This window comes from Actinomyces sp. HMSC08A09 (genome assembly GCF_001807465.1).
GTDB lineage: Bacteria > Actinomycetota > Actinomycetes > Actinomycetales > Actinomycetaceae > Actinomyces > Actinomyces oris.
In genome coordinates this window covers 1-14,108 of the sequence record NZ_KV789084.1, presented here as the reverse complement: position 1 = coordinate 14,108, position 14,108 = coordinate 1, and the positions used below count along the sequence as shown (strand labels likewise).

At 66.8% G+C, this 14,108-nt stretch carries 11 protein-coding genes; 7 read left to right on the top strand and 4 right to left on the bottom strand.

Annotated elements, in window-relative coordinates; all coding sequences use genetic code 11:
- Positions 1-840: 840 nt before the first annotated feature.
- Positions 841-1,356 (bottom strand): cell division protein CrgA, encoded by a 516-nt coding sequence (locus tag HMPREF3165_RS01165; protein ID WP_070510227.1) that lies wholly within the window; start codon positions 1,354-1,356, stop codon positions 841-843.
- 194 nt (positions 1,357-1,550) lie between these two features.
- Between HMPREF3165_RS01165 and HMPREF3165_RS01160 the strand changes: the two genes are divergently transcribed.
- Both HMPREF3165_RS01160 and HMPREF3165_RS13370 read left to right on the top strand, forming a co-directional pair.
- Positions 1,551-2,324 carry a class E sortase gene (locus HMPREF3165_RS01160; protein WP_070510224.1) on the top strand — a complete coding sequence of 258 codons (774 nt, stop codon included), beginning with the start codon at positions 1,551-1,553 and terminating at the stop codon, positions 2,322-2,324.
- Positions 2,324-2,482 carry a hypothetical protein gene (locus HMPREF3165_RS13370; protein WP_009406747.1) on the top strand — a complete coding sequence of 53 codons (159 nt, stop codon included), beginning with the start codon at positions 2,324-2,326 and terminating at the stop codon, positions 2,480-2,482. The genes HMPREF3165_RS01160 and HMPREF3165_RS13370 overlap by 1 nt, the downstream gene beginning before the upstream one ends.
- A gap of 299 nt (positions 2,483-2,781) precedes the next feature.
- On the opposite strand, the gene HMPREF3165_RS01155 is transcribed toward HMPREF3165_RS13370, so the two are convergent.
- The gene (locus tag HMPREF3165_RS01155) at positions 2,782-6,198 is read right to left on the bottom strand and encodes a PPi-type phosphoenolpyruvate carboxykinase family protein (protein WP_070510221.1); all 3,417 of its coding nucleotides are present in this window, start codon (positions 6,196-6,198) and stop codon (positions 2,782-2,784) included.
- A gap of 149 nt (positions 6,199-6,347) precedes the next feature.
- A complete protein-coding gene (locus HMPREF3165_RS01150) occupies positions 6,348-7,721 on the bottom strand; it encodes an anaerobic C4-dicarboxylate transporter (protein WP_070510218.1) in 1,374 nt (457 codons plus the stop codon).
- A gap of 562 nt (positions 7,722-8,283) precedes the next feature.
- Between HMPREF3165_RS01150 and HMPREF3165_RS01145 the strand changes: the two genes are divergently transcribed.
- The 5 genes from HMPREF3165_RS01145 (at position 8,284) to rplI (ending at position 12,731) form a co-directional block, all read left to right on the top strand.
- A complete protein-coding gene (locus HMPREF3165_RS01145; RefSeq protein WP_070510215.1) occupies positions 8,284-10,767 on the top strand; it encodes a transglycosylase domain-containing protein in 2,484 nt (827 codons plus the stop codon).
- A 251-nt stretch (positions 10,768-11,018) separates the two neighbouring features.
- On the top strand, positions 11,019-11,306 hold the full coding sequence (gene rpsF, locus HMPREF3165_RS01140) for a 30S ribosomal protein S6 (RefSeq protein ID WP_003788455.1): 288 nt from the start codon (positions 11,019-11,021) through the stop codon (positions 11,304-11,306).
- Between the two features lie 27 nt (positions 11,307-11,333).
- A complete protein-coding gene (locus HMPREF3165_RS01135; RefSeq protein WP_070510212.1) occupies positions 11,334-11,939 on the top strand; it encodes a single-stranded DNA-binding protein in 606 nt (201 codons plus the stop codon).
- A gap of 84 nt (positions 11,940-12,023) precedes the next feature.
- Positions 12,024-12,260, top strand: coding sequence for a 30S ribosomal protein S18 (gene rpsR, locus HMPREF3165_RS01130; RefSeq protein WP_003783656.1), 237 nt, complete (start codon positions 12,024-12,026; stop codon positions 12,258-12,260).
- 15 nt (positions 12,261-12,275) lie between these two features.
- Positions 12,276-12,731: a 50S ribosomal protein L9 gene (gene rplI, locus HMPREF3165_RS01125; protein ID WP_003788450.1), complete on the top strand. Its 456-nt coding sequence runs from the start codon at positions 12,276-12,278 to the stop codon at positions 12,729-12,731.
- A 191-nt stretch (positions 12,732-12,922) separates the two neighbouring features.
- Here rplI and HMPREF3165_RS13570 read toward each other — a convergent pair whose 3' ends face one another.
- Entirely contained in the window at positions 12,923-13,294 is a 372-nt protein-coding gene (locus HMPREF3165_RS13570; RefSeq protein WP_256274699.1) for a hypothetical protein, read from the bottom strand.
- Positions 13,295-14,108: the final 814 nt, after the last annotated feature.

The window sequence follows — 14,108 nt, the reverse complement described above, 5'->3', positions numbered from 1 at the left end:
CGGAGCCGGCGTCGAACCATGACCACCGGGCCCCTGTGTAGACAGCGGGCAGGGAGCGGTGGGGGTGGACCTGTGACGGAGGCGTCGGGCTGTGCCGTAAGAACCCCGGACTCACTCCTGCGAGGACTGGTGTCCACAGCACTGACATTACCGAGCCTGCCGCCTAAGAACCCAGCGGAAATCGTTGGAATACTGCGGTTTTTCCTCGGCGAGCAGTCTCGATGAGGGGTTAATGTCAGCGCTGTGGACACCACTCCCGTCACGCCCCATCCCTTCGACCCCCTCGCCTCCTGGACCACCGGCCTGCCCAAGGTTCCTGCCCGAGCGGGTGTCTCAGAAGTCATGACACTCAAATGTCTCAGAAGTGAGGAGACGGCACATGAGACGCACCGGCCCTGAGAAGCCCCGCGCAGCCCGTGCGGCCATGAATGACAAGCCTGAAAGAACAGCTCTGTGGTTCATCCACATCTGTGGACACAGGTGTGGAAACACAAGCGTGTAGTTATCCACAGGCCTGTCCACATATGGGGAAAGTCGACGTGGGTTGTGGGGAGTCAGTTGTCCACGGATCCACAGATGGCCTGGGGAGGAAGAAGGAGCGGGCCGAGGCCATGTGTGCCGGGCTCCGGGGATCCAGCCCGGGCCTCTTCGTGGGGCGGCCCTCGGTGATGCGATCAACAAGCAGTCCTGTCGGCTCGCTCAACCCGCTGTGTCAATCCGCTGTGTCAATCCGCTGTGCCGGGCGCCTGGAAAGTAGGACCGCACCGCTGACGGCAAGGCCCCCGAGCCGATGCTCGGGGGCCTGTGCGGATGCCTGATCGTGTGAGTGTCTGAAACCTGCTACTTCCAGCGAAGCAGACCGAGGAAGCCCGACATCATGATGAGGAAGCCGATGTAGAGGTTGCCGTTGTACAGCCAGTCTCCGGCGTGGTGCTCGGCGAAGTAGGGCAGCGGGTACCTGCCCTGGAAGAGGTAGGTGGCGACAACCCACAGCAGCCCGATGACCAGGAGCGTCACCATGGTGGGGGCGTACCAGCGCGGAGAGGCGGTGTCCTTGATCTTCTTGGGCGTGCGCGAGACCCGGTTCGCCGCGGCGCGCGACTCCTCCTCGAGAGCCTTGGCCGCCTTGGCCGGGTTGCCGGAGCGCTCAGGGTGCTTCTTCTTCGACGACGAGCTCTTCTTCGAGCCCTTGGTCGTCTTGTCCTTCGTCTCCGTCTTCTCAGAGGGGGCAGAGCCCTTCTTCGAGCCCGTGCCCTTCTCAGCGCTCTTCGCGCTGTTCTTCTCTGAGCTCTTCTTCGAGACCTTCTCCGAGCTCTTGTCGGCGTCGTCCGCTGTGGACTTCTTCTCCAAGGCCACCCTGGGTCTCCTCACTGTCTGGGGATGGTGGCATGAGACCACCGCAATACATCCGGGCCTAGCCTAGGACATGCTGCGAAGCTTCCTCGCGGCGCATCCTGTGATGAGTCCACCACTCCTGGCTGGTCATATGGGGGGTGTACCCCCTTAGACTGGCCGCTAGCCTGATGATGCCCTAGTTCTGAGGAGGGGCAATGACTGGAGGAGGTCTTGTGCGACACCGAGCACCCGGCCAGAGTCGTGCTGTCCGAATCTTCAACGGCACCTTGACCGGAATCGGTGAGCTGCTCATCACCGCCGGTCTGGTCGTCGCCCTCTTCCTGTGCTGGCAGCTGTGGTGGACCGGCATCGACGCCAACGCCAGTGCGAAGGCGGTGGCCACGCAGTTCCACGAGAAGCAGGTCGAGTCCCCCAAGCGGGCAGGGGAGAAGCACTACGATGCTCCTCCCGTCATGGAGCAGGTCGGCTACGGCGAGACCATCGGGATGCTCGTCGTCCCCAAGTGGTACGGCGTCACCAACAACAACATGCCGATCATTGAGGGCACCGGATCCGACGTCCTGGACCAGGCCGCGGCTGGCCACTACACCAACACCCAGCAGCTCGGAGAGCTCGGGAACTTCGCGATCGCCGGGCACCGCCGCACCTACGGCAACTCGTTCCTCAAGATCGACGTACTTCAGGAGGGCGACGAGATCGTCGTCTCCACCGCCAAGACCTGGTACGTGTTCAAGGTGACCGGCCACGAGCTTGTCGATCCCGAGCAGGTCGAGGTCATCGCCCCGGTTCCCAACCAGCCTGATGCGCAGCCCACCGACCGGTACATCACGCTGACCACCTGCCACGGGTCGACCGCTGGCGCGTACGGCAACGACAAGCGCTGGATCGTCCACGCGAAGTTCGCGTACTGGATGGATCGCTCTGAGGGTCGTCCGGAGTCCGTGCTCAACGATCCGGGGGTCAACTGATGTACGGCTTCATCTGGCGGCACCTGCCGGGTCCCGCGTGGCTCAAGGCCATTGAGTCGCTCATTCTCATCGCCGGAGTCGTCTACGTGCTCATGCAGTACGTCTTCCCCTGGGCCAACGCCACCTGGCACCTGTCCGGCAACGCCGACGTCGGCTGACCGGCGGCCCAGTGTCCACAGTGCTGACATTAACGAGTCCGACGGCGGAGGCCTCCTCGAGGATCGTTGCAATACCGCGATTTCTTCTTGGCGCGCGGTGCCGGTGCGGGGTTGATGTCAGCACCATGGACACCGGCGCCCCGCCAAGCCTCTTCCATCGGAACGAAGAGGCAGTGTGAGGAACGGAGCGCGTGTGGGGAACAGGAATCCTGTTCCCCACACGCGCTTCGTCGTCAGCGACAGGGCCGGTGCGCGACCGGGCCCGCGGGAGTGCGGTGCAGGCCCGGCGCGACGTCCGCTCAGGCCAGCGAGGGCTGGAGGCCGAGCGTGCCCACGAGGTGCTCGCGGTAGGCCGGAGAGCTGACCTTGTCCAGCCAGGCACGGGCCTCGGCCAGGCGGCCCTCGATGCCCAGGCGCTCGACGACTTCCTCGTTGTTATCCGCGGTGTAGAAGCGGGTGAGGTCCTCGATGGCCTGGTGGGCCAGGCGGGTGTCGCGGGCGACCTTGGCGTCCAGGCGCTCCGCGTACCACGACGAGCTCAGGATGTTCTCCCGCTCGAACAGGGCGCGGAACTCCGGGCTCGTCAGGTCCCAGCCCTCGCGGGAGGTGCCGTCGATCATGATCTCCAGCAGGGCCCGCAGCGGCGGCACGGCCCACTCGATGGAGCCGTCAGCCCGGTAGTGCTCGGCCACCACCTTGTGGGTGGTGACGATGATGTCCACCGAGTCGGCGAAGACCGCCTCATCCTGCAGCTCGGGACGCAGCATCTCCTCGGTGAAGACGACGTCGGGGTGCAGGAAGATCCGGCCGAAGAAGGTCGAGGTGAAGGCCTGGTTCATGCGGTAGCCCAGGCGCGAGGCCTGGACGGTGCGACCCTCGTACTCGAAGTCCTCGATGCGCTCGAGGTAGCCGCCCTCGACGAGGTGGCGGGCGTCGCGCTCCTCAGCACTCATACGCGAGAAGATCTCCGGGATGAGCAGCGAGATGTCGTGGGCCACCTGTACCTTCGGGCCGATGTAGCCGGCCGAGGACAGCCAACCGTCATAGCCGCTGAGGGCGTAGGACAGCAGGGCCGCGTTGAGGTCGTAGATGGCCGGCAGCGCGTTGAACGGGGCCTTGGTGAGGGCTCCCTCACTACCGGCGCCCGTCGTCGAGGGGGACTTGCCGGTCATGGAGGAGATGAACTCCATGAACAGCTCGGGCAGCTCCATGTAGTGCAGCGGGTTGTAGGCGCACAGGGGCGGAACCCCGTCCTCGGGCGGGTTGTTGCGGCGCCCGGCGGCGACGACGTCGACGCTGTGGCGCAGCGCCTCGTCCAGGGGAACGTCCCGGAAGAGGTGGTTGGTCAGATCCGCCAGCGCCACGTCCTTCGGGTTGGCGATGTCGGGACGCACCTGGAGGTAGCGGGGGTTCTTGGTGGGGGCGCCGTTGACCAGGCGCGGGTCGGCCGTGGAGACCCAGTAGGTCTGCTCGGCGGGGTCCTCGGCCTCGGGCAGGGCGGCGGCGCGGGCCACCAGATCCTGCATGGGCTGGGTGAAGCGGGACAGACCGGGGGCGTCGGCGGCCATCGCCCGGGCGTCGGCGGGCGTCAGCGGCTGGAAGTTGGAGATGAACAGGTCCGCCTGCGGATCCGACATGTCCGACTCGGTCTGCTTGTCATAGCCGCGCACGATCGCGTCGTCGGGCCGCTGGAAGAGCAGGGACTCGCAGTTGGTGACGAACTTGCGCGACAGCTGCGAGTCCGGGGTGGAGACCAGGCCGCCGGGGGCCACGATGGAGGCGGTGATGTCGTCCTCGGTCTGGACCTTGGCCGCAGGCGAGAAGTCCGGGCGCAGGGACAGCAGGCGCCAGGCGCCGTCGTCCTCGAAGCCCACGCGCAGCATGTTGACCTTGATGACCTCACCGTCCAGGCGCAGGGAGTTGCCCTTGCGGCCGTTGATGATGCCCACGGAGAAGTGGCTGCGCCAGTCCTGGCCCCAGCTGGGCTGGTAGAAGCGCTTGACGGTGAAGACGAGTTCCTTGATGTGGGCTGGGATCGACTCCAGGAAGGCGTTGTACTCCTCGGTGTACATCGACGACGGCGTCAGCAGCTTGATGACGCTTCCCAGCGAGCGGCGCTCGGAGAGGATCGAGCGGTGGTTGTTGCTCTTGTTGGCCGGGTCCACGAAGCGGTCGGCGTAGTTGCCGTCGAGGATCGCCTGGACGGCGTCGAAGTCCTCGTCGACGTCGCCGACGTAGGCCTCACCGAAGACGAAGGCGTCCAGGAGGGACTTGGAGATCTCCGACTTGCCGCCGCCGGAGACGGTGGCCGGCTTGTGGGCCTGCGTGGACCAGGGGGCGGTGCCCACCAGGTGCCACTGGGTGGCGTCGCCCTCGCGGTGCTTGGCGTGGACCCGGTAGCCGTTGGGGGCTACGTAGGTGTTGCCCACGAGCAGCGGGATTGAGGCTTCCTGGCCGTCGGGGCCGGTCCAGGTGATCGTCTGGCTGCGCATCGAGTAGTGGGCGCCGGCGGGCACCAGCACCACGGTCGGGTCGTCCACGACGACGGCGGACCCGTCCTGGCGCGCCTCGAAGCGGCCGGGGTTGCGCTCGATGACGTGCTCGAGGGTCAGGCCCTCGGGGGTGTGGATGTCGGTGTACTCCTGGCCCAGGTTGTAGCGCGGGTAGGCGACGGCGCCGCCGGCGTGCTCCTCCTCCACGCAGCCGAAGAGGTTGGCCGAGTACCCGATCTGGGTCTTGACCTCCTTCTTGCAGTAGCCGAAGTAGTTGTCCGCGATGACGGTGACGATGACGCCGCGCTCGTCGCGGGCCACGCACTTGAAGGCCTTGCCGCCGTTGTAGAGCTCGGCCTCGTCCTTCCAGCACTGGCCGTCGCGGCGCTGACGCTCGGTGGCCTCCTCCCAGGAGGGCAGGCCCAGCTCCTTCTTGGTCAGGGTGGTCAGGTGCGGGGCGAGGATGACGCAGCCGGTGTGGCCGGTCCAGGACTCCGGGGCCAGGGAGGAGTCGTTCTCCGGCAGGTAGGGGTCGCCGCCGTTGCCGAAGATGCCCTCGACGAAGTCCAGGTTGGAGACCAGGCCACCGGGGGCGATGAAACGGATCTCCATGGAGCGCTCGGCGGAGAAGCCGGGGACCTCGGGCACGACGACGGGGCGCAGCAGCAGGGACACGAAGCAGCGGGCCGGGTCCTCCTGCCGGGAGGCCCACGGCAGGGTCAGCAGGTCCTCGGGGGCATCGACGGCGTGGGCCAGCAGACGGGCGAAGACATCGCGCGCGACGGCGATCTTGTCATCGGGAATCGGCAGGCCGCCCTCGGCGACGTGGAAGACGCCGGCAGTGGTGCGGCGGTCGTTGCGGGGGTTGTGCAGGACGCCGCCGAGCACTCGGTAGCTCTCGACGTAGTCGGAGGTGAAGCTGGTGGCGTCCTCAGGCAGGGACAGGGCCCGCGCCAGGCCCGGCTGGTCCAGGACGAAGGTGGAGCGGGGCAGCCTCGGGGTGACGGCCGCGCCCTCCAGGTAGGAGTCGAGGAAGGTCTGAATGCGCTGGTCGGCGGCACAGGGGCGGTGAGCCAGCCGGCGGGAGAGCTCGCGCTGGCGAGCCAGAATCGGGGACATGAGACGGTCCGCCTCACTCTGCTTGACCGGTGCCGGAACGGGAAGTCCCAGCAGCTCCAAACGCAGGGCGATGGCGGAAGTGGTGGCCGCGTCTGTAGTTGTCATGGCACGAGCCTAGACGGACCAAACGACACGCTCCTGTTACGTTCTGCCCAGAAGGACCGCTTCTCCAGTGTGTTCGACGTCACACCCGCCCGTCGGTCACCGTTCGCGGCGACCGACCGGCGCGACGTCGAGCGCTCAGGACAGGGTGCTCAGGTCAGGAGCATCTGGGACAGTGCCGTGCCCACGACGCAGGAGGTGAGCACTCCGATGAGCCCGGGCACCAGGAAGGAGTGGTTGATGACGTACTTGCCGATGTGAGTGGTGCCGGTGGGGTCGAAGCCGATCGCCGCCAGGTCCGAGGGGTAGGTGGGCAGGATGAAGTACCCGTAGGAGGCGCCGATGAACCCGACGACGACCGGGCTCACCCCGAGTGACAGGGCCATGGGGGCCACGATGAGCAGGCCGGCGGCCTGGGAGTTCACCAGCTTGCCAATGATGAACAGGACGATGGCGTACATCCACACGTGGTGGGACAGGACGCCCGAGAGGCTGTGCTCCAGGCTCTCCAGGTGGGCGTGGACGACCGTCTCGGTCATCCAGGCGACCCCGAAGATGGAGAACATGGCGGTGGCCCCCGCCTTGAACACGGCGGTGGAGGCGATCTTGCCGGCCTGCACCTTGCAGGTCAGCAGGATGAGTGCCCCGGCGGCGAGCATGACCATCTGGATGACCAGGTTCATGCTCAGGCGCTCCATGGCGCCGTCGTCGCCCGTGGGGAACTGGGGACGCAGTACCTCCAGGGCGCCCAGGACGACGACGACGGCGATGGCGCCCAGGAAGATCCAGGTGGCGCGGTAGGCCTGGGGTGGGAACACCTTGCCGATGAGGGTCTCGGAGCTGGAGTGGACGGTGGCGCGGAACTCCGGGTTCTCCAGGCGCTTCTGGTACTCCTCGTCCTCGTCCAGGTCCTTGCCCCGGCGCATCGACCACAGGGCGGCCAGAAGGACCCCGCACAGTGACGCTGGGATGGAGATCGCCAGGATCTGGAGGACTGACCAGTGCCGATCGGTGTTCTTGGCGATGATGGAGACGATGGAGACCGTGGCCACCGAGACCGGTGAGGCGGTGATGCCCATCTGGGCGGCGACCGACGAGGCGGCCATGGGGCGTTCGGGGCGGATGTTCTTCTTGATGGCGATGTCCGCGATGATGGGCAGCATCGTGTAGACGACGTGGCCGGTCCCGCACAGGACGGTGAGGAACCAGGTGACGCAGGGACCCAGGATGGTGATCTGCTCGGGATGCCGACGCAGGACCCGTTCGGCCACCTGCATCATCACGTCCAGGCCGCCGGACTGCTGGAGGGTGGCGGCGCACCCGATGACGGCCAGGATGGTGAGAATGACGTCGACCGGGGCCTCTCCCGGCTCCAGGCGGAAGCCGAAGACGAGGACCAGCAGGCCGATCCCGGCGATGAGACCGAGGGCGATCCCGCCCTTCTTCGCCCCGACGATGAGGCAGGTGAGGATGATGGCGACTTGAAGGATGATGCTGAGGGTCTGAAGGGCTGTGCTGGCGTCCATGGAGGATCTCCCCGGTTGGGCGGAACGGGTGAGGACGGGTGGGGGCGGCGCTCCTCGAGCAGGCGAGGAGCCGATGCGCAAACAAAACTGACCTAGCGGGAGGATTGAGGTCAGTGTCTCACCAGCAGCCGGGGACCATTGTCCTGGTTGATACCGGCCGTTTTCGGTGTGCTTCATTGCCGGCTGGGCGCGAACTCACATTCTGGCTCCCCGGTGCGCCGTCGTCGACCCTCAAAGCGCACGAGAGCGCTGTTCGGGGCGATTTAGGTGACAACGGGATAACGTGAGTCGGTCACGTCATGGCTGGTTCCCAGGTCCGCATCGCTACCATCACGGCCCGGTGTTCCTTCATACTGGACGCATGTCGGCGCCCGATGCGGCTTGTCCGCAGCGATCACTCCCGATCGCCGTCGGCGGTCCTGCTGGACGGTGACCGGCCTCCGAGTCGGCGCCAGCAGCCAACATCGGTCATGATGAGACCCTATGTCGCAACCGGAGCGTTATCCCCCGCGCCGTCGCGGCACCCAGTCACCTCCATGACATCAACCGAAACGAGGAGCGCGTGGCAGAAGGCACGAGTGGGAGCGGACCCAGCCGCCCCGTCGGCAACAAGCTGACCCAGGTGGCCAGCGCCGGTCGGCACACCCTGGGCAGGGTCTCGGGGGGCGGTAAGAAGCCCGGAAAGGGGCGCAAGCAGTCGAAGGCCGAGCGCTCCAAGGACGCCGCCTCGGGGCGTAAGCGCCGTTTCTTCAACTACCCCCGCGCCGGCAAGGGCAAGATTCACCGCTGGATTCCCAGCTGGCGGTTCGTCCTGGGCGTCTTCCTGCTGGGGGTGCTCAGCACTGTCGGCGCCTTCATGTGGGCCTACAACACCATCAAGGTGCCCAAGCCCAGCGAGTTCGCGCTGGCTCAGAGCAGCACGGTCTACTACGCCGACGGAACCACGGAGATGGGGAAGTTCGCGGAGATCAACCGGCAGTCGGTGGACGCCTCCACCCTGCCGGACTATGTGGGCAACGCGGTGGTGGCCTCCGAGGACCGCTCCTTCTACTCCAACAAGGGCGTCGACCCCAAGGGCATCGCGCGCGCCCTCATCAACAACCTGCGCGGAGGCGACACCCAGGGCGCCTCGACCCTGACGCAGCAGTACGTGAAGAACTACTACGTCGACACCACCAGCTCCTACTCCGGCAAGTTCAAGCAGGCCATCATGGCCATCAAGATCGACCGGGAAAAGCCCAAGAAGGAGATCCTGGGCGACTACCTCAACACGGTCTACTACGGCCGTGGCGCCTATGGAATCGAGGCCGCCTCGCAGGCCTTCTTCCACCATCCCGCCAAGGACATGAGCCCCTCGGAAGCCGCGCTCCTGGCGGGGATCCTGCCGTCGCCCAGCGCCTGGGACCCGGCCGAGAACCCGGACAAGGCCAAGGAGCGGTGGGGACGAGTTCTGCAGTTCATGCTCGACGACGGCTACATCACCCAGGCCCAGTACAACGAGGCCAAGCAGACGGGTATGCCGCACATCGAGGAGTCCCAGACCAAGCAGGTCTACGCCGGCACCAACGGCTACCTGCTGCAGATGGTGCGCTCTGAGCTTGAGAACAAGGCCAAGATCTCGCCGGAGCAGATCGACACCGGCGGTTTCAAGATCGTCACGACGATCAACCAGAAGGACCAGGAGGCCGCTGTCAACGCGGTCAGATCCCTGCCTCCCGGCGCCTCGCCGAACCTGCGCAAGGCACTGGTGTCCATCGACCCCAAGACGGGCGGTCTGCTGGCGCTCTACGGGGGTGATGACTATCTGACCAGTCAGGTCAACACCTCGACCGATGCCATCGCCCAGGCCGGCTCCACCTTCAAGCCCTTCGCGCTGGTGGCCGCCCTGGAGAACGGGTGGTCCTTGAACAGTGGTTATCCGGCCACCTCGCCGATGACCATCGAGGGCCATCAGTTCCAGAACTTCAAGAACGTCTCCCTGAAGTGGGCCAGCCTCACCCAGGCCACGGAGCAGTCGCTCAACACCCCTTACCTCCAGCTCAATCAGGAGCTCATGAATGCCGAGGACCTGGAGGAGGGGATCACGGCCAAGGTGGCGAACCGCGCCGGCTACCCGGAGAACACCGAGGGTCTGAAGACCCCGGAGCAGCGGACTCTTGTCCAGAATGTGCTCGGCTCGGCCTCCCCGCACACGATCGACATCGCAACGGCCTACTCCACCTTCGCCTCGCAGGGCATTCGGCACGACACCCACATCGTGGCCTCCCTCAAGAACCCCGATGGCACGGACCGCTACACGGCGGACACCAAGGGGCATCGCGAGTTCGATGAGGACGTCATGGCGGACACGACCTACGCCCTCCAGCAGGTCGTCTCCGGACCGAACGGCAGTGCGGACAAGGTGGCCGCCAAGATGGATCGCCCGGTCGCCGCGAAGACCGGATCGTCGTCGGACAACAAGTCCGCCCAGTTCGTGGGCTTCACTCCGCAAGTGGTCACCGCGGTGACCCTCTACCAGACGGGAACGGATGGCTCGGAGGAGTCGATCGAGCCCTGGGGGGAGTACGACGAGATCACCGGCTCGACCTACCCGGCGGACATCTTCATCGACTACATGAATGTCGCGCACGAGGGGCTGGAGGTTGAGGACTTCCCGCCGGCGGCCGAGCTGCTGGCCACCCGTGGTGGAACGGTTCCGCAGACCGCCAAGCCCACCGGTGAGCCGGAGGAGGAGGCGACTACGACCTCCACCGCTCCGCCCGAGGCGACTGCGACCCCCACCCCGCAGCCGACCACTGAGCCGACGCCGCAGGGCACCCCGCAGCCTGACGGGAAGCAGACCGAGCAATCGGACTCCCAGAAGAAGCCTGGTGAAGATCAGGGCGGTCAAGGTGACGGTCAAGGCGGTGGCAACAATGGCGGCGACCAGGGCGGCGGCGGCAACCGCGGCAACCCCGGCGACCAAGGCGGCGGCAACAATGGCGGCAACGGTGGAAACAACGGCGGCGGCAACAACCAAGGCGGAGGTCAGGGTGGTGTCGGTTAGCGCCCCGCCACCCCACGGTGACTGAGCCGTCCGCCCGCGGAGGCCTGATGGTGGGCCGATGACGTGTTGCATGGCACGTCATCGGCCCACCGTCTCGGCTTTCAGGGCCACCCGGTTGTCCGGTAATGTGGCGAACTGGCTGCGCCGTCGGGCGGATGGACCTCTGTCCACCGGATGGTGCGCCGCACGCATCACCCTCCTGTCACGGAAGGACCGTGACCGCCACAGACCAGAGGAGGTGGGTACCAAGCATGCGTCACTACGAGATCATGATCATCCTCGACCCCGAGACGGACGAGCGCACCGCCAACGCGACGCTCGAGAAGCTGCTGCAGGTCGTTCCCAGCAACGGGGGCACCGTGGACAAGGTCGACATCTGGGGCAAGCGCCGGCTGGCCTACGACATCAAGAAGAAGTCCGAGGGCTTCTACGCCGTCGTGGACATGACCACCACGCCCGAGATCGCCCAGGAGCTCGACCGCCAGCTCGGCCTCAACGAGACCGTTCTGCGCACCAAGCTGCTGCGTCCCGAGGCCTGAGCCTCTACCGGGAACGGAGACAACGCCATGGCCGGAGACACCATCATCACCATCATCGGGAACCTCACCGCGGACCCCGAGATGCGCTTCACGCCCTCCGGGGCAGCGGTGGCCTCCTTCACGGTCGCCTCCACGCCGCGTACCTTTGACCGCCAGGCCGGCGAGTGGAAGGACGGGGAGACCCTGTTCATGCGCTGCTCGATCTGGCGCGACGCCGCGGAGAACGTGGCCGAGTCGCTGACCAAGGGCACGCGCGTCATCGTCCAGGGCCGGCTGGTCCAGCGCTCCTACACCACCCGTGAGGGCGAGAACCGCACGGTGGTGGAGATGCAGGTCGATGAGATCGGCCCCTCCCTGCGCTACGCCAAGGCCCAGGTCACCCGCCAGCCGCGCGGCGGCGGCCAGGGTGGCTTCGGCGGAGGTCAGGGCGGCCCCCAGGGCGGCGGCTTCGGCGGCAACCAGGGCGGTCAGGGCGGATACAACCAGGGCGGCCCCCAGCAGGGCGGCTACAACGGCGGTGGCGGCTTCGGCGGCCAGAGCCAGTCCGGGTACAACGCCCCTGCCGGCGGCGCCGCGGACGACCCGTGGGCCACGGGCGGCTCCACCTCCTTCGGTGATGAGCCCCCGTTCTAAAGCCGCGACGTCGTCGTCCTGTTCCCTCACACAACACTTTTCATCTCGTAGAGCGCCCAGGCGCTCAGACCAAGGAGTACCACCATGGCGAAGCCCCAACTTCGCAAGCCGAAGAAGAAGGTCAGCCCCGTCAAGGCCATCAAGGTCGGCACCATCGACTACAAGGACACCGCCACGCTGCGGAAGTTCATCTCCGACCGCGGCAAGATCCGCGCCCGTCGCGTCACCGGCGTCTCCGTCCAGGAGCAGCGCAAGATCGCCAAGGCCGTGAAGAACGCCCGCGAGATGGCTCTGCTGCCCTACTCGAGCTCGGCTCGCTGATCGGAGGCACGCGCAATGACCACCAAGCTCATCCTCACGCACGACGTCTCCCACCTCGGCTCCGCCGGCGAGGTCGTGGAGGTCAAGGACGGCTACGCCCGTAACTACCTCCTGCCCCGCAAGCTGGCCACCCCGTGGACCAAGGGCGCCCAGCGCCAGATCGACCAGATGGCCGAGGCGCGCCGCAAGCGCTCCATCGAGTCCCTCGAGCACGCCCAGACCGCTCGCGCCTGGCTGCAGGAGAACGTTGTGACCGTCTCCGCGACCGCAGGTGACAACGGCCGCCTCTTCGGCGCCATCACCACCGCGACCCTGGCCGACGCCGTCAAGGCCGCCGGCGGCCCCGCCGTCGACCGCCGCAAGATCCAGGTCGTGCCGCCGATCAAGTCGACCGGCCGCCACAGCGCCTCCGTGCGCCTGCACGCCGACGTCGTGGCCCCCCTCGAGGTCAACGTCGTCCCCGCGCGCTGAGCGCCGGGCATTCTTCCGCCGTCGGGCCGGGTCCTCCCCGTGGGGACTCCGGCCCGACGGCGTTGTCCTGGGTCGTGCTGGGGCGTGCAGCGTCGTACCGGCTGTCCGGATCGTAGGGTAGGTCGCGAGGTCGTACCCTTAACCCTCGACTTCGAGGCATAAGGCACGACAGCGCGGTCGGGAGCCGGCGATCATCTCCACAGGTCCGCCACGGGGCGCGCGCTGCGGGCGACGGTGGCGGGGAAGAGAGTCAGGAGCCGGGCGCGCAGCACGTCGAGGTGTGTGAAGTCCGCCCAGATGAAACGCTCGATGCGCCAGCCCATGCGCGTGAGGGCGTCCTGGCGCTGCTTCTCCTGCCACAGGTCCTCGGGGGTCTTGTACTTGATCCGCCCGTCGAACTCCGCCAGTACCCGGTACTCCGGCCAGGCCTCATCGGGGAAGTAGAGGCGGGAGTGGTGGACGTCCGTGATCGCCATCTGAATGCGCGGAGCTGGCAGGCCCAGGGCGCGCACCAACCAGTGCAGCAGCGACTCGCCCGGTGATTCGGTGAAGGCTGAGGCCATGGTGACGACGGCACGTGCGCGCCGCGCCCCGGCACGCGGGCCCTGCGCCGCAATGGTGGCTTGGAGCTGATGCCGGGCAGCCTCGACTCGGCGGCTCGACTGGGAGTACTGGTATCGCGATGGACGGGCGATAGCGCGGAGCGCCGACTCGACCACACACACACCGAGTCGTGGGCGGGAAGGTCGAAGGCGCAGTCAACCGCGGTCCGTCCCAAGGTGCTCACAGGCAGGCCCGAGACGGTGGTGATGTCCTTCTGCGGCAGCGTCAGGTGTCGTCGTCGCAGGTAGGCGAGGCGTTGTGCTCCCGGCGGGAGGGGGAGCTCCTGGTGGGGATGGTGCGGACTTGAGGGGACGACGACGCTGACGTCCGGCTCACGTTCCCGCAACCACAGACCGTGAACGAGTGCGGCCGACTCGTGGCTCAGGCAGCGCGCGGACGTGACCTGAAGGCAGGCGGCCGCGCAACGAGCCAGACTGAGACGCGTGCCGGCCTCCCAACGGGGCAGGTCCTGAGCGCCGATATCCCCATAGACACCACGAAGGAGCCTGACGGGGTTGCGCATGGCGGCCGGCGGGCCGGCGGACGCGACAACGGGAGGCAGTTGAGGCGGTTCGGGATAGGGCTCCATACGGCAAGCGTGATGGGCGGGCGGATGAGGTGGCTATTGCAGTGTCGGAGCCCTGTGGATGCAGCAGGGAACGGACAGCACTGTGGCCACGGGGTGACGGCCTCGTGCTGGCGGCCCGGATCGTAGGGTAGGTCGCGAGGTCGTACCCTTAACCCTCTGTGTTGTCTCATGACTTCTGAGAGTTT